The sequence below is a fragment of the Streptomyces sp. HB132 genome, assembly GCF_016909575.1.
Lineage (GTDB): Bacteria > Actinomycetota > Actinomycetes > Streptomycetales > Streptomycetaceae > Streptomyces.
In genome coordinates this window covers 517703-533564 of the sequence record NZ_JAFBGA010000002.1, presented here as the reverse complement: position 1 = coordinate 533564, position 15862 = coordinate 517703, and the positions used below count along the sequence as shown (strand labels likewise).

The following is a 15862-nucleotide window of genomic DNA, read 5'->3' as shown; positions in this document are numbered from 1 at the left end:
ACAGGCGCAGTCCCGGTTCGAAAAGAGCGGTGGCCCCGGACCTCGGTGATCGAGGTCCGGGGCCACCGGTGGTCCGTCGGCCGCGCCGCTACTTCTCCTGGTGGAAGGACTCCGCCACCTTCAGGAACACGTCGTTGGCCTCCGCCTCCCCGATCGTGACCCGCACGCCCTCACCGGCGAAGGGCCGCACGACCACACCCGCCCGCTCGCAGACCCCGGCGAAATCGAACGTGCGGCCCCCGAGCCGCAGCCACACGAAGTTCGCCTGGGACTCGGGGACGGTCCAGCCCTGCCGCACCAGCCCGTCGTACACCCGGGCACGCTCACCGACCAGCGATCCCACCCGCCCCAGCAGCTCGTCCTCGGCACGCAGCGAGGCGACGGCCGCGTCCTGGGCGACCTGGCTGACGCCGAAGGGCACGGCCGTCTTGCGCAGGGCCGCCGCCACGGGCTCGTGCGCCACCGCGAAGCCGACCCGCAGCCCCGCGAGGCCGTACGCCTTGGAGAAGGTCCGGAGCACCGCGACATTGGGCCGGTCACGGTAGATCTCGATGCCGTCCGGCACATCGGCGTCGCGGATGAACTCCTTGTACGCCTCGTCGAGCACGACCAGGACATCCTCCGGGACACGGTCCAGGAACCGCTCCAGCTCCGCCCGGCGCACGACGGTTCCGGTCGGGTTGTTCGGATTGCAGACGAAGATCATCCGAGTACGGTCGGTGACCGCCCCGGCCATGGCGTCGAGGTCGTGCACCTCGCCGGCGGTCAGCGGCACCTTGACCGACGTCGCACCGCTGATCTGCGTGATGATCGGGTACGCCTCGAACGACCGCCAGGCGTAGATGACCTCGTCACCCGGACCCGAGGTGGCCTGCAGCAACTGCTGGGCGACACCGACCGAGCCCGTACCCGTGGCCAGGTGGGAAACAGGCACACCGAACCGCTCGGCCAGCTCGTTCATCAGACCGGTGCAGGCCATGTCCGGATACCGGTTGAACGCCGCGGCCGCGGAGAGCACCGACTCCATGACGCCGGGCAACGGGGGATACGGGTTCTCGTTGGAGGACAGCTTGAAGGCGACCGGTCCCTCCGCGGACGCCGGCTTGCCCGGCACATACGCAGGAACGCCGTCCAGCTCGGCACGCAGCTTGGGGCTCTTCTCGCTCACCGCAGGTCCTCCTCGACCATCCGTACACATCAATACTGCTCACCTTATGAGGATTGGGCACCTGTGCGAATGGCCAGGATCCGGAATTGACCTCTCCGGCATGAGACGCCGACCACGCGTCGCTCCGGCAGACGTCGACCGGCCCGGAGAGGGGGAGCGTCACGCGTCCCTCCGCGCGCCGGTCGCTCACGCCGTGGCGCGCATCCCTCGAAAAGGTGAGTTGAGACCTCTTCGAGACATGGACCATTCAGCAGGTTCGCACGCGTCGATGCATGACACATCGACCCTGGCACCCTCAACACCCTTTATTCTCAAGGCATTTAGCTCCTCCTGACCATGCAGAAACGTGCCTGCCGACGTGTGCATATGCGACCGGCCCTACCCACCGCCGGAGCCCTACTATCGGCTCGCCATGACAGCAGCAGGGAAGCACCAGGTGAGCCGGACAGAGACGCCCCGGCGAAGCGGCCGACAAGGACGGGCGGGGATCCGGGACGTAGCAGCGGCGGCCGGAGTCTCCATCACGACCGTGTCCGACGCTCTCAACGGCAAGGGCAGGCTCCCGGATGCCACCCGCAGCCACGTCCGCGAGGTCGCCGAACGACTGGGCTACCGCCCTTCCGCGGCGGCCCGAACCCTCCGTACCGGCAAGTCCGGGCTCATCGGCCTGACCGTGACCACGTACGGGGATGAACCTTTCACCTTCACCGAGTTCGCGTACTTCGCGGAGATGGCCAGAGCCGCCACATCGGCCGCGCTCGCCCGCGGCTACGCCCTCGTGATCCTCCCCGCCACCTCGCGCCACGACGTCTGGTCGAACGTCGCGCTGGACGGAACGGTCGTCATCGACCCCTCCGACCAGGACCCGGTGGTGACCGAACTCGTCCGCCAGGGTCTGCCCGTCGTCTCCGACGGGCGCCCGGCGGGCACCCTTCCGGTCACCGCCTGGGTCGACAACGACCACCGGGCGGCCGTCCTCGACCTCCTGGACCACCTCGCGGCCGCGGGAGCCCGCCGTATCGGGCTGCTGACCGGCACGACCACCGACACGTACACCCGCCTCTCCACCACCGCCTATCTCCACTGGTGCGAGCGGGTCGGCCAGGATCCCGTCTACGAGTCCTATCCCGCCCACGACCCCTGCGCGGGCGCCGTGGCCGCGGACCGCCTGCTCGCCCGTCCCGACCGCCCCGACGCCGTCTACGGGCTCTTCGACCCCAACGGGACAGATCTGCTCGCCGCCGCACGGCGCTACGGTCTGCGTGTCCCCGAGGACCTGCTGCTGGTCTGCTGCAGCGAATCCACCGTGTACGCGTCGACCGAACCCCCCATCACCACACTCTCGCTGAAGCCCCGAAGGATCGGTACGGCGGTCGTCCAACTCCTCATCGACGCCATCGAAGGGGTCGAACACGACGGGCCGGTGGAGCAGGTCATACCGACTGAGCTCATCGTCCGGACGTCCTCCCAGCGGCGTCCACCACGCACCACGGTCAGCGCTCCGCGATCCCCCGCCGGGGATTGATCGGATTAATCCGGACCAAACGGCCGATGAACCGGGTGCGCGCGAGGATTCACCACCCCTGGTGCGTCACACAGCACGATCCGCATTCCTATGATGGGCGCACGACACCGCGGACCACCTCTACCAGGCAGGGCCCGTCAGGTGTACGGAGGCGCGACGGTGGTGGAGGGGTCGATGACTCAGGGGGCCGGTCAGGAACCCGTAGTGCGGACTGCGACGTTGCGTGACTTCCGCGTACCGCCGTATGCGCAGATGCCGATGAACGCGCCCTTGCCGCACCCGGGCAACGTCGCGGTGGGCCACGAGCCCCCGGAGGGGTACACACCCACCGAGCGCGATCTGCCCGTGATCAACCGCGGCGACACCGTCCAGGTGCAGGCCGTCCCGGAGACCCGTCCCACCGGCGAGTCCGGCCCAGGTCCGCTGTACGTCGTCGGCGACGTCCACGGCTACCTGGACGAACTCCTGGCCGCTCTCGGTGCGCAGGGCCTCGTCGACGCGGACGGCCGGTGGGCGGCCGACAACGCCAGGCTCTGGTTCCTCGGCGACTTCACCGACCGCGGTCCGGACGGCATCGGCGTCATCGATCTCGTCATGCGCCTCTCCGCGGAGGCAGCGGCGGCCGGCGGCTACTGCAAGGCCCTCATGGGCAACCACGAACTGCTGCTGCTCGGCGCGAAGAGGTTCGGCGGCACCCCGGTGAACTCCGGTGCCGGGACCGCGACGTTCCAGGCCGCCTGGCTGCTCAACGGCGGCCAGAAGACGGACATGGAGCGGCTCCAGGACGTCCATCTCCAGTGGATGGCCCGGCTCGACGCGGTCGTCGAGGAGGACGGGCATCTGCTCATGCACTCCGACACGACTGCTTACCTCGACTACGGATCGACCATCGAGGACGTCAACGACACGGTGCACGCCATTCTGACGCGGAACGACGCCGATGAGTGCTGGGACCTCTTCCGCAAACTCACCAAGCGGTTCGCCTTCCGCGACGAGGGCGGTGCGGAGGCCGTCCGCGAACTGATGGCGACGTACGGCGGCCGGCGCGTCGTCCACGGACACAGCCCCATTCCGTACCTGCTCGGCGAGGTCGGATCGGAGGAGGGCGAGGACGCGGCACGGCCCGTGGTGGACGGACCACACGTCTACGCGGACGGCCTCGCCATCGCCATGGACGGCGGAGTGACCATGGCCGGAAAGCTGTTGGTCGTCCAGCTTCCCCTGCGTGACTGACGGTCGCCGGGGAGGAACCCCCACACCCCGGTACCGTCGGCGGACGCACCTATTTCCGTAAACCCCCTGTCACCCTGTGCCGTAGGCGCTCTACCATCGGCGTATCAGTAGCAGGCTCTCCTCCGTTTCACCCGATCATCCGGTCCACACGGTCGATCAGGCCCTACGGAGCATCGGGGGATGCACATGAAAAGCGCTCCGCACCTGCTGGCCGAGGACCGCCCCGAATATGAGCGGATCCTTGCCGACGCACTGCGTCATGCTCACGAACGACCGGATCTGGACGGAGTCGGCGACCGGCTCAACGCGGAACAACTCCGGACGATGGCTCTCGACGCCACGTCCCTGATCACCGCGGCGGCCGCCACCGAGTACGACCACTACGTGAAGGTCCGCGGCGAGCTGCGCGGGCCGGACGACCCGGGCGCTCAGGGATCCGTCCTCGGACCCGCCGCGGACGAAGCCGACCCCACGGGCGCCGGTACGCTCGCGGTGCTCGCTGTCCTGGCTCCGGTCCTCGCGGGTACGGCGGCTCTGATATTCCTGCTCGTCGGCTACCCCTTGATGGCTCTCAGCCCCGCCCCGGCGTTCGCCAGGACCATGGTCGCCGCCGGCTGGTTCTTCGCTGCCGTGGCCGCCGCGGCCATCCTCGTCGCCGCCGTGGGGCTCCTGGTCACCGCCCTGCGCAACGGCGCCACCGCGCTGCCCGCCGTGGACGAGGAGGAGGAACTGCCGGAGGACGTGGCGCGCGCCCGGGAGGCATGGCGCCACGCCCTGCTGGAACGCGGCATCCTGCCCTTCCTCCGGGACGCGCTGGCAGACCCGACCGCTGGGCCCGCCGCTGGGACACCGCACCACTCGGCCCGCAGGATCCCGAAGATCGGCTACAGCAGGCCGGACTTCTCAGGGCCGGGGGACGGGCCCTCCGCCGGGCCCCGTCCGACCTTCACCAGCCCCGACTTCACCAGCCCGGACTTCGGCGGCCCCGAACACCAGCCGGAGTGATCCGGCCGCCGCACGGCTTCGACCGCGTGGTCCTGAGCGGGCTCGGTGCCGGGGCGGCGGTGTTCCTGAGCGGGCTCGGTGCCGGGGCCGCCCACTTCGCCTGCTTGCCCTGTCGCCTGCCCGACCGGTCCGGTCCCGGAGAAGAGGCGGCGTCGTCCCGGTCTCGGCCTCTTCACTCCTGTGCTCCGGCCGGATGCCGTGGGCGATCCTCATCCAGGGCCGCCCCACTCACGACACAGCCCGGCAGGTCCCGTTCAGAGGATGCCTGCCCGGCGCGCCGCGGTCGTCCAGCTCGGGAACTCGGACAGAAGCCGGTCGTAGAGCTCCTGGTCGGGGACCGTGCTGATGTCGTCGACAGCGAAGAAGCCGACATTGTCGACGCGCCGTCCCGGCAGGGAGTCGAACCGTTCCAGCACTCCGTAGTCGGACCGGCCCAGGCCGACGAACTGCCAGAAGATCGGCTCCTCCACCGCTGCGCGCAGCTCCCGCTCGATCTCGGCGTTGCGGTAGACACCACCGTCGGAGAAGAACAGCACCAAGGTGGGGGCGGTCGTGGGATTCTGGGCGACGTGGGAACGCACCTCCGCGATGACCCGCTGCTCCTCGTTCTGGATGCCCACGGCCCGCATGTCGACCTGCCCGGCTTCCAGCCCCCTCGGCCTCTTGTTGCGACGGAAGAGACCCACTTGTCCGACCCGTACGTGCAGGCGCAGCCAATCCGGGAGTTCACCGAGTCGGAGGTCGGGCAGACGGGCCGGCTGAGAGGCGAACGTCCATGCCTGCATCTCACCGTCGTCGTCGAGCTGCGCGGCGATCGCGGCCATCCGCTCCACCACGTCGGCCACGACGCCCCGCGTGTACAGGAAGCTCATGGAGCCCGATGCGTCCAGCACCAGGACGACACGCGCGACGACCCCCTCCGCGCCCTGTTTGCGCAGGCTGACCGCCACCTGTTCCTTGCGCAGCGACAGGCGCTTGCGCATGTCAACGGGAAGATGCTCCTCGCCCTTGCCGAGGCGCGGGCCCCCGGACGACACGCTCGATGCCGGTACGGCGGGCGGAACCATTGCCGTGGGCGCGGGCGCCGGCGGCGCGGCGTCGGAGGACGGCTCGTCGACCGAGATGCCGAACTCCGTGGCCAGACCGGCGAGCCCTGCGGCGTAACCCTGGCCCACCGCCCGGAACTTCCACTGCCCCTGCCTCAGGTACAGCTCGCCGCAGATGAACGCCGTCTCGGTGCCGGCCGTCATGGCGAAGTGCGCCACCTCGCTCCCCGAAGCCGCGTCGAGGAGTCTCAGCGTCAGCCCGGGCACCTGACCGAAGGTTCCGCCGTCGGCCGAGGCGCACAACGCGACGCGCTCGACCTCGGGGTCGAGTGAGCGGAGGTCCACTGCCACGGTGTCACTGGTGACACCGGCGGCGCTCTGCTTCCCCAGGTGCGCCACGGCTTCGGACGTATGCCGCGGCTGGTTGTAGAAGACGAAGTCGCCGTCGTCACGGACCCGGCCGGTCGAGGTCAGCAGCAATGCCGAAGCATCGACGTCGGGCACGCCCGGTCCATGGGACCAGACGAGCTCGACGCGCAGGGCCGAAGACTCCACGGATACGTTGGCACCCTTGCTGAGGGATCTCGTCGTCATGGCCCCAGTCTGCCGAGAACATGGACCTCATGGCTGGTTCTTGCCGGTCTTCGCCGCCCCGGTGGTGGGCGAGGCGCCGGGACGGCAGAGCCCCGCCCACCGGCTCAGTCCGCCAGCGGCAGGTAGACCCGGTTGCCGGCTGCGGCGAATTCCTTGGACTTTTCAAGCATCCCGGCCTCGATCTCCTCCGAGGTGGCATCCGCGTCGCCGCCGAACTGCTCGGAGATGCTTCTGCTGATCTTCATCGAGCAGAACTTGGGACCGCACATCGAGCAGAAGTGCGCCGTCTTGGCCGGTTCGGCCGGGAGGGTCTCGTCGTGGAACTCCCGTGCGGTGTCGGGGTCGAGCGCCAGGTTGAACTGGTCCTCCCAGCGGAACTCGAACCGCGCGTCCGACAGCGCGTCGTCCCACTCCTGAGCCCCGGGATGCCCCTTGGCGAGGTCCGCCGCGTGGGCGGCGATCTTGTACGTGATGACACCGGTCTTCACGTCGTCACGGTTCGGCAGCCCCAAGTGCTCCTTGGGCGTGACGTAACAGAGCATCGCCGTACCCCACCACGCGATCATCGCGGCGCCGATGCCCGAGGTGATGTGGTCGTACGCGGGAGCCACGTCCGTGGTGAGGGGGCCGAGCGTGTAGAACGGCGCCTCCTCGCAGATCTCCTGCTGCAGGTCGATGTTCTCCTTGATCTTGTGCATCGGGACGTGCCCCGGGCCCTCGATCATCGTCTGGACGCCGAACCGCTTGGCGACGGTGTTGAGCTCGCCGAGCGTGCGGAGTTCGGCGAACTGCGCCGCGTCATTGGCGTCGGCGATGGAACCGGGGCGCAGCCCGTCACCGAGCGAGTACGTCACGTCGTACGCCGCGAGGATCTCGCAGAGCTCCTCGAAGTGCTCGTACAGGAACGACTCCTTGTGGTGCGCCAGGCACCAGGCCGCCATGATGGACCCACCGCGCGAGACGATTCCGGTCTTACGCCGGGCCGTCAGCGGAACGTACGGCAGCCGGACACCGGCGTGCACCGTCATGTAGTCGACGCCCTGCTCGGCCTGTTCGATGACGGTGTCCTTGTAGATCTCCCACGTCAGCTCCTCGGCCCGGCCGTCGACCTTCTCCAGCGCCTGGTAGAGGGGGACGGTGCCGATCGGCACGGGGGAGTTGCGCAGGACCCACTCGCGGGTGGTGTGGATGTTGCGGCCGGTGGAGAGGTCCATGACCGTGTCGGCCCCCCACTTGGTGGCCCAGGTCATCTTGTCCACCTCCTCCTCGATGGAGGAGGTGACCGCGGAGTTGCCGATGTTGGCGTTCACCTTCACCAGGAAGCGCTTGCCGATGATCATCGGCTCGATCTCCGGGTGGTTGACGTTCGCCGGCAGGACCGCCCGGCCCGCCGCGATCTCCTCGCGCACGACCTCCGGTTCGACGTTCTCCCTGATCGCGACGTACTCCATCTCCGGGGTGATCTCCCCCCGCCGGGCGTAAGCGAGTTGTGTGACGGGCCGGCCGTCACGGCTGCGACGGGGTTGCCGCGGGCGGCCCGGGAAGACGGCGTCGAGGTTGCGCAGACCTTCCCCCGGCTCTCCCCTCCGCCCGTGCAGGGGAGACGCCGTTCGCGGCGAGGGGCGCCTGAGTCCGTCGTCCTCGGGGCGCGCGGGACGCCCCGCGTACTCCTCGGTGTCCCCGCGGGCGGTGATCCAGCCCGCACGGAGCGGGTCGAGCCCTCGGCTCACATCGGTGTCGGTGGCGGGATCGGTGTACGGCCCGGACGTGTCGTACAACGTCACGTCCTTGCCGTTGGTCAGGTGCACCTGACGGACCGGCACCCGGAGGTCAGGACGTGAGCCCTGGACGTACCCCTTGTGCCAGCCGATGGACCTTCCCGGCTCTTCGCTCCCCGCACCGTCGCCGTTCGCGGAGTCCACGGCGTCAGCCGTGTCCGCGTTTCCCGCCGGTGACGGCGCGTTCTGTGCATTCTGCGTCGAGGCAGGCGTGCGTGCGTCCGCTGTGGTCATGAGACCTACTCCCTACGCCGGCATTACCCGGTAACAGGTTCGGCGGTCGGCGCAGCGTGTCCCGTATGGATATACGGAGGTCAGCGCCCTCTCAGCCCGGTGCTCCGAGCTCCCGCGTGTACAAATGCGCCTCCACGCTAACCTCCCCTCTGGCGTGCTGGCCAGAGGGCCTCCACCGTTCTTGGGATGATCGGCGGGTGACGTCCCCCGGAAGCGCCCCCGAACCCCACGGCCACGCATCAGGCAGCACGCCGAGTCATGCCCATGGCCATACCCACAGCCACGGCCCGGCCGCGCCGGTGTCCAAGCATCTGCGCAAGGTCATCGCGGCCGTGGTGATCCCCTTCGCGACCGCGGTCCTGGTCGGCCTCGTGGCGTTCTGGCCCGGTGGAGCTCCCGCCCATGAGCGCACCGGCGTCGGATTCGACCGGCAGACCCAGGACGGACAGGTGACGAAGGTCGTTTCGGTCGACTGCGCCGACGTCAACGCCTCCCAGGTGCCGGCGACCGGCGACACCTCCACGCCCTCCGGACGGGAGGCCGTCAACGAGCAGTCGGGTCAGTGCAAGAAGGCGACGGTCGAAGTGACGACCGGTAAGGACAAGGGGCGTACGTTCGTCGAGGTCGTCCAGCCCGATGCACCACGGCAGTTGCACGAGGGCCAGGGGGTGGTCGTGGCGTACGCACCCGACGCACCCCGGGATCTGCAGTACTCGGTCACCGATGTGGACCGCACCGTGCCGATGGCGCTGCTCGCGGGCATCTTCGCGCTCGCGGTGGTCGCGGTCGGCAGGCTGCGCGGGCTGATGGCACTGATCGCTCTCGCCGTCTCCTTCGGCGTTCTGACCCTCTTCATCCTTCCGGCGATCCTGCAGGGATCGAATCCGCTGGTCGTCGCGGTGATCGGGGCCAGCGCGATCATGTTGATCGCCCTCTACACCTGCCACGGGCTGACGGCCCGCACCTCGGTGGCCGTCATCGGCACGCTCATCTCGTTGCTGCTGATCGGGCTGCTGGGCTCGCTCTTCATCGGGTGGGCTGGTCTGACCGGGAACACGGACGACAACACCGGCCTCATCCACGGGCTGTACCCGGACATCGATATGAGCGGTCTGCTGCTGGCCGGTGTGATCATCGGATCGCTCGGGGTGCTCGACGACGTGACCGTCACCCAGACGTCAGCGGTCTGGGAGCTGCACCAGGCCGACCCGAAGATGGGCGTGCGCGGGCTCTACCGCGCGGGCATCCGGATCGGGCGCGACCACATCGCCTCGGTGGTCAACACGCTCGTACTCGCCTACGCGGGCGCGGCGCTGCCCCTGCTGCTGCTCTTCTCCATCGCGCAGAGCAGCGTCGGCACGGTGGCCAACAGCGAACTGGTCGCCGAGGAGATCGTCCGGACCCTGGTCGGATCGATCGGACTGGTCGCCTCGGTGCCGGTGACGACGGCGCTAGCGGCCCTGGTGGTCTCCGCGGACCGCACGGGGCTCGGCGCGGAAGCCGGAGCTCCTGCACCCGCACGGACCGGGAGGGGCCGACGCCGCAAGGCGTGAGACCGGCCACCGGACGCATGACCCCGGGTCGTCGGCGTTCGCTGCTCAGCCGGACCTCCGGGTTCAGCCGGCGTTCTGTTCCTTGGCGAGGATGCGGCCCAGCGCCTCTTCCAGATTTCCGTCGAAGTCACCCAGCGTGTGCTCCTGCCCCAGTGGCACCAGCTTGTCCGTCCGGTCGAGGAATGCGACTAGAGGCGCCGTGCCGGCCCTGAAGAGCGCGCGGTCCGCACCGACCTGCAGGCGGATGTGGACGTCCGACAGCCCTTCGGGCTCGATCGGCCCGATGTGCACATCGCCGTCACCACTGGGGCTGTTGAGGCCGTCGAGCAGCAGCTCACGGCCGAATGCCCAGGTGACGGGGGCGTCACCCGGCAGGTGGAAGGTCATTCGGATCGCGTACGGATCGCTGACCTCGTACCGGAGCTCCACCGGAATACGGAAGGAGAGCTCCTCGGAGACGAGGAAGCTCATCATGACCTCTGCTTGAACCGACTCGCGCATCGTTCAACCCCGCAGTAGATGAAACTGGCCAGGAATGATCCCCCATGGCCCTATTGACGCCATCGTGGTGCACGCGATAGCAGATCACAAGGAGTGATTTTTCAGATACTGATAGAGAACACGAACGAGCGCAAGAGGGTGGTCACTTCGCAGCGTAGTTGTTCGACTGCGGGGAGCAACCGTTCTTCTTGGTGCAGAGGGAGAGAAACAGCCATGGCCGCAACGGCTGAGCCGACCGTGATCGGAATGGCCGCACAGACAGTTCCCATTGCGTACTCCTGCCGTTCGATGACAGGTTCCGTACGTTTCATCGATCTCAGGCGGTCCAGGAGCGCCTGACGATCCCTTACGGAGTATCGCGTCAGCGGCCGGACGGGGTGCCGGTCCAGATGATCCTCGCGCGCACGCTCGTCCAGCTGCCCGAGAAGACACTGCCCGAGGGCGTGGGCATGGCCCGTCTCGCGGAACGAGGCCCACTCGCGCACCGCGGGAACGGCGGGGATCTCGGCGACGGCGACCATCTCGATCTCGCCATCCTTGTACAGGGCGCAGTAGACCGGGGCGCCGATGACGTCCGCCCAGTGCGCGAGCGAGTCGACGATGACACCGGGACGCGGAGTCGCGGGGCCGCCACCGAGCCGCTCGGCCGCGGCTCCGAACAGGAAGACGCCGTTCTCCCTGCGCAGATACCCCTCATGGGTCAGGGTGCGCAGCAGGTGGTAGGCGGTGGGGAGGGGCAACCCGGCCTCCCGGGCGAGTTGCTTGGCCGGCGCGCCGTCACGATGGGTGCCCACAGCCTCCATAAGTCTCAACGCCCGCTGAACCGAACCGATCAACGTCGGGACAGTGGTGCTCGATGCCGTGGTCACAGGTCACCCCCAGGCATGGTGACGGGCTCTCAGCCCTCCCGCGGGGGCCGCCCCCACGGGCCCGCCGCGAGCCTGGGGTCCGGAGACCGGACGGTCGCACAAACCACTGGGCAGGATGGTGACGGACCGTCATTTCCCAGCTGGCGGCAGCGGTACGCCACTGTATCCGTACGTAGAGTCACGAGTGAGGTTTCGTCGTGGACTTAGCTCAGCTGGGCTAATCGCCGAAGCCGGGACCCGTCACGCGGACCCGGCGCATCGCCACGCGATCGGGAGTCAGCTCACCGACGTCAACGGTCGCCGCGCTCGGACGAGGACATGAACTTCCGCACCACGAAGATCAGACCACCCACGAGGACGACGAATACGAGCACCTTGAACAGCAGGCCGATGACGAAGCCGACCACGCTGGCGATCAGGCCGCCGAACAGGACGATCGCGATGAGAGGCACCGCGACCCACTTCACCCACCAGGGCATCCCCGCGAAAATCTCCCGCACAGCCATCGCCATTACCTCGTCTCTGTGAGTACCTGCTCCGATGCTAGATGCGCGGAGGCGGCCCGCGGAGGCCGGGAGCCCTTGAAGTCCCCTGAGCGATCCCCTAGGGAACAGCGAGCCCCCGGGCGGGCTCGGGCACCGGACTGGACGTCGGGAACGCCCTTCTCAGCCCTCCGGCGGGGAGAAGATCACCATGACCCGCAGGTCCTCCGTGACGTGGTGGAACTTGTGGGCGGTCCCCGCCGGTACGAACACGACGCTCCCCCGGCCCACCTGCGTGGTCTCCATACCGACCGTGATCGAGGCCCGGCCGCTGACGACCAGGTACACCTCGTCCTGCTTGTGCGGCTGCTGGGGATCCAGTGCACCGGCGTCCAGGGCGTACAGGCCCACGGACATCGTGCGTTCCCGGATGAACTGCAGATAGGCGCCGTCATTGGCGGCGCGTTCCGCCTCCAGCTCGTCCAGTCTGAATGCCTTCATCGTCAGTCCGCCCCTCGCGCCCGTGCTCGTCCGTCCCGGCGGTGTCCGCCACCGATCATGTCTGCCACGATCAGACACATGAAGAATTTCGTAGTCAAGACGCTCGCCAACGCCGGTGCGCTTGCCGTAGCCATCTGGTTGCTCCAGGACATCACGCTGACCGGTGACAACACCGGGCGCAAGGTGCTCACCCTGATCGTGGTGGCGCTGCTGTTCGGCCTGGTGAACATCGTCGTCAAGCCCGTCGTGAAGCTGCTCACCCTGCCCCTGTTCATCCTGACGCTCGGGCTGATAACGCTCGTGGTCAACGCGCTGATGCTGATGCTCACCTCCTGGCTGGCCGGTGTCGTCGATCTGAACTTCCATGTCGACGGCTTCTGGACCGCGGTCCTGGGCGGCCTGATCATCTCGGTCGTCTCCTGGGCCCTGAACGTCGTGCTCCCCGACGAGGACTGAACCGTCCACCGATGACACAGTGCACAGCGGACCGGTGAACGCCGGGGAGAGATGAGGTAGTGAGAATGAGCACCACAGGCGACGGGACACGAGCGGTGCGAGCCGGGCTGCCCGAGCCCGAGCAGTACGAGCCCACGCTTCCCGGCCCGGTCTTCGCCGCGCACTTCCATCTGTCCGGCGAGCCGGTCGGCCCCTACACCTACGGCCGGGAGACGAATCCGACCTGGACCCACCTGGAGCGAGCCATCGGCGAACTGGAGGCGCCGGGGGAGGGGGTCGGCACCACGGTCTTCGCCTCCGGAATGGCGGCCGTCTCGGCCGTGCTGCTGTCCCAGGCGCGTACGGGCGACGTCGTGGTACTGCCGGACGACGGCTATCAGGCACTTCCCCTGGTACGTGAGCAGCTGGAGGCGTACGGCGTCGAAGTGCGGACCGCACCGACCGGCGGCGATGCACAGTTGGCCCTTCTCGACGGGGCGAAGCTGCTGTGGATCGAGACGCCCTCCAACCCCGGACTCGACGTCTGCGACGTGCGCAGGCTGGTCGAGGCCGCTCATGCCGCGGGCGTACTGGTCGCCGTCGACAACACCCTGGCGACGCCCCTCGGCCAGCGCCCACTCGAGCTCGGGGCGGACTTCTCGGTGGCCAGCGACACGAAGGGCATGACCGGGCACGGGGACATCCTTCTCGGCCATGTGAGCTGCCGTGACCCGCAGCTCACAGCCGGAGTACGCCGTTGGCGCAAGGTGGTCGGCGCCATCCCCGGCCCCATGGAAGCCTGGCTCGCGCACCGGTCGCTGGCCACGCTGCAACTGCGCGTCGACCGCCAGTGCACGACCGCGCTGGCTCTCGCGGAAGCCCTGGCCGAGCGGGCGGACGTGGCGGGTCTCCGGTATCCGGGGCTCCCCGGCGACCCTTCGTACGCGACCGCCGTCCGGCAGATGCGGCGCTTCGGGTCCGTGGTCTCGTTCGTGCTGGCGGACGAGGACACCGCGGAACGCTTCCTGGCCGCACTGCGGCTGGTCGACGACGCGACGAGCTTCGGCGGCGTGCGCTCCACGGCTGAGCGCAGGGCGCGCTGGGGTGGAGACGCGGTGCCGGAGGGCTTCGTGCGGTTCTCGGTCGGCGCAGAGGACCCCGAGGACCTGCTGGCAGACGTGCAGCGCGCGCTGGACGAGTCCGTGCGCTGAACGGCCCCTCGCAGTCCGGTCAGGACCGGTCCGGGACGAGCGCCCCCCGTCCACCGGGACGGTCCTGACCGGGCGGGCGGGCGGTCCGAGCCTCCCCCCTCATGGCTCGGACCACCCCGGTTCCTGCACTGAGAACCGCCTGAGCAAGGCTAATTGACTGTGCGTCAGTGTCCAATCACAGTAGCGACAGCGGCCTATCGACATATTTATGGTTGGAGCAGTCGTGAGGGGCGGTGCGGGACGGCGCGGCGTCCGCGAGGTGAAGGGGGCGGACCATGGACCTGGCCCTGCTGCGCACGTTCGTCACGGTGCACCGGGCCGGTTCGTTCACCCGTGCCGCCGCGCTGCTCGGACTGTCCCAGCCCGCCGTCACCTCACAGATACGCGCCCTGGAACGGCAACTGGGCCGGCCGCTGTTTCTGCGCAGGGCCCGGGGGGTGACCCCGACCACTGCCGGCGACGACCTCGCCCACCGTGCCGCCCCTCACCTGGACGCGCTGGTCGACATCGTCGAGGCAGGGATCGACGACGTCTCGGGGGCGAGGACACTGCACCTGGCGGGGCCCCCCGAGTTCACCTCCCTACGAGCGCTTCCGGCTCTCACTCCGCTGGTCTCCCAAGGGCTCGCCCTGCGCAGCACCTTCGCCGTGAACGCCGAGGACACCCTGGCAGGACTGGCGGCCGGACATCATGATCTGGCCATCACCACCACCCGTCCGCGCGGTGGACCGCTGACGTCGACCACCCTCTGCGACGAAGAGCACGTACTGGTCGCGGCGCCACGCTGGGCAGGACGACTGGGGCCGGGGACTCTGCGGCACAAGGGCTCCGTACTGCTGGAACAGTTGCCGGTGGTCGAGGTCCACGAGAGCCTGCCTCTGGTCAGCCGCTACTGGGCCACGGTCTTCGACAGCCGTCCCGCCGCCTCCGCCGCCGTGATCGCACCGGATCTACGAGCGGTTCTGGAGAGCACGGCAGCGGGCGCCGGCCTCGCCGTGCTGCCCCGTTACCTCTGTGAGAACGCGCTGGAGCGAGGAGAAGTCGTAGCGCTGCTGGACCCTCCGATACCGCCCCTGCGCACGTACTTCCTCAATGCCAGGGCCGGCACACTCGGCCTGCCGCACATTGCGCGGGCGCACGAATGGCTGGTGCGTGCTGCTGTGGACTGGTGACCGGTCGGCCGACAGGAGTTTCAGACCCGCTTTCCTGGGCCACTCTCTTGCCATGACCGAACGTCCCGTGGTCAAGCGCACAGCCCGCGCCGTCCTGCTCGACGGCGATGACCTCATCCTGATCAAGCGCACCAAGCCAGGTGTTGACCCGTACTGGCTGACACCGGGCGGTGGGGTCGAGCCGGAGGACGCCACCGTCGTCGAGGCACTGCACCGCGAGGTCGACGAGGAGCTCGGCGCCAAGGTCCTCGATGTCGTGCCCTGCTTCGTCGATACCGTCGAGCACATCGCCGGCGGCGGAGTCAAAGGCGTGAAGGTGCAGCACTTCTTCGTCTGCCGACTGGCTTCGATGGACCTCTCACGCCGTCACGGGCCGGAGATCGATGAACCCTGTGGGGAGTACGAGATCGTTCGCGTCCCCTTCAGCCGTATGGGAATCGCGGCGGTGCATCTCGTGCCGCTTTCGCTGCGGCACTACCTGGACGCCAACATCGAGGGGATCCGGGCGATGCACGCCCCCGATCTGGGCTGACGCCCCGGATCACAGCCCGCTCG

15 protein-coding genes and 1 riboswitch are annotated in these 15862 nt (G+C 68.7%); of the genes, 8 read left to right on the top strand and 7 right to left on the bottom strand.

The genetic code is table 11. The features are described 5' to 3' along the window. Positions 1 to 88: 88 nt before the first annotated feature. Complete coding sequence (gene hisC, locus JOC24_RS06690) at positions 89 to 1168, bottom strand: histidinol-phosphate transaminase (RefSeq protein WP_205019163.1); 1080 nt, start codon at positions 1166 to 1168, stop codon at positions 89 to 91. Positions 1169 to 1580: 412 nt separating this feature from the next. Between hisC and JOC24_RS06685 the strand changes: the two genes are divergently transcribed. From JOC24_RS06685 to JOC24_RS06675, 3 genes are all read left to right on the top strand, one after another. Next, positions 1581 to 2693 (top strand): LacI family DNA-binding transcriptional regulator, encoded by a 1113-nt coding sequence (locus JOC24_RS06685; RefSeq protein ID WP_078850484.1) that lies wholly within the window; start codon positions 1581 to 1583, stop codon positions 2691 to 2693. 174 nt (positions 2694 to 2867) lie between these two features. Continuing rightward, the gene (locus JOC24_RS06680) at positions 2868 to 3926 is read left to right on the top strand and encodes a metallophosphoesterase (protein WP_205019162.1); all 1059 of its coding nucleotides are present in this window, start codon (positions 2868 to 2870) and stop codon (positions 3924 to 3926) included. Positions 3927 to 4106: 180 nt separating this feature from the next. Further along, on the top strand, positions 4107 to 4931 hold the full coding sequence (locus tag JOC24_RS06675; protein ID WP_205019161.1) for a hypothetical protein: 825 nt from the start codon (positions 4107 to 4109) through the stop codon (positions 4929 to 4931). A 254-nt stretch (positions 4932 to 5185) separates the two neighbouring features. On the opposite strand, the gene JOC24_RS06670 is transcribed toward JOC24_RS06675, so the two are convergent. Together JOC24_RS06670 and thiC are read right to left on the bottom strand one after the other, a co-directional pair. Further along, a complete protein-coding gene (locus tag JOC24_RS06670; protein WP_205019160.1) occupies positions 5186 to 6571 on the bottom strand; it encodes a VWA domain-containing protein in 1386 nt (461 codons plus the stop codon). Positions 6572 to 6675: 104 nt separating this feature from the next. After that, positions 6676 to 8583 (bottom strand): phosphomethylpyrimidine synthase ThiC, encoded by a 1908-nt coding sequence (gene thiC / locus JOC24_RS06665; protein ID WP_205019159.1) that lies wholly within the window; start codon positions 8581 to 8583, stop codon positions 6676 to 6678. Further along, positions 8576 to 8709, bottom strand: a riboswitch (TPP riboswitch). It overlaps the preceding gene by 8 nt. 71 nt (positions 8710 to 8780) lie before the next feature. Between thiC and JOC24_RS06660 the strand changes: the two genes are divergently transcribed. Then, positions 8781 to 10136 carry a YibE/F family protein gene (locus tag JOC24_RS06660; protein WP_205019158.1) on the top strand — a complete coding sequence of 452 codons (1356 nt, stop codon included), beginning with the start codon at positions 8781 to 8783 and terminating at the stop codon, positions 10134 to 10136. Positions 10137 to 10199: 63 nt separating this feature from the next. On the opposite strand, the gene JOC24_RS06655 is transcribed toward JOC24_RS06660, so the two are convergent. From JOC24_RS06655 to JOC24_RS06640, 4 genes are all read right to left on the bottom strand, one after another. Continuing rightward, positions 10200 to 10637: an SsgA family sporulation/cell division regulator gene (locus tag JOC24_RS06655; protein ID WP_030123081.1), complete on the bottom strand. Its 438-nt coding sequence runs from the start codon at positions 10635 to 10637 to the stop codon at positions 10200 to 10202. Between the two features lie 101 nt (positions 10638 to 10738). Further along, a complete protein-coding gene (locus tag JOC24_RS06650; protein WP_205019157.1) occupies positions 10739 to 11506 on the bottom strand; it encodes an IclR family transcriptional regulator in 768 nt (255 codons plus the stop codon). Between the two features lie 290 nt (positions 11507 to 11796). Next, positions 11797 to 12006, bottom strand: a complete 210-nt coding sequence (locus JOC24_RS06645; protein ID WP_205019345.1) for a DUF5326 family protein — start codon at positions 12004 to 12006, stop codon at positions 11797 to 11799. A 165-nt stretch (positions 12007 to 12171) separates the two neighbouring features. Then, positions 12172 to 12489, bottom strand: coding sequence for a cupin domain-containing protein (locus JOC24_RS06640; protein ID WP_205019156.1), 318 nt, complete (start codon positions 12487 to 12489; stop codon positions 12172 to 12174). Positions 12490 to 12567: 78 nt separating this feature from the next. Here JOC24_RS06640 and JOC24_RS06635 point away from each other — a divergent pair, with 78 nt between their 5' ends. The 4 genes from JOC24_RS06635 to JOC24_RS06620 all read left to right on the top strand — a co-directional run bounded on the left by JOC24_RS06635 (position 12568) and on the right by JOC24_RS06620 (position 15839). Then, positions 12568 to 12945 carry a phage holin family protein gene (locus JOC24_RS06635; protein WP_205019155.1) on the top strand — a complete coding sequence of 126 codons (378 nt, stop codon included), beginning with the start codon at positions 12568 to 12570 and terminating at the stop codon, positions 12943 to 12945. 65 nt (positions 12946 to 13010) lie between these two features. After that, the gene (locus JOC24_RS06630) at positions 13011 to 14135 is read left to right on the top strand and encodes a cystathionine gamma-lyase (RefSeq protein WP_205019154.1); all 1125 of its coding nucleotides are present in this window, start codon (positions 13011 to 13013) and stop codon (positions 14133 to 14135) included. A 275-nt stretch (positions 14136 to 14410) separates the two neighbouring features. After that, entirely contained in the window at positions 14411 to 15307 is an 897-nt protein-coding gene (locus JOC24_RS06625) for a LysR family transcriptional regulator (protein ID WP_205019153.1), read from the top strand. A 52-nt stretch (positions 15308 to 15359) separates the two neighbouring features. Beyond that, positions 15360 to 15839 carry an NUDIX domain-containing protein gene (locus JOC24_RS06620; protein WP_205019152.1) on the top strand — a complete coding sequence of 160 codons (480 nt, stop codon included), beginning with the start codon at positions 15360 to 15362 and terminating at the stop codon, positions 15837 to 15839. The last annotated feature ends 23 nt before the right edge of the window (positions 15840 to 15862 follow it).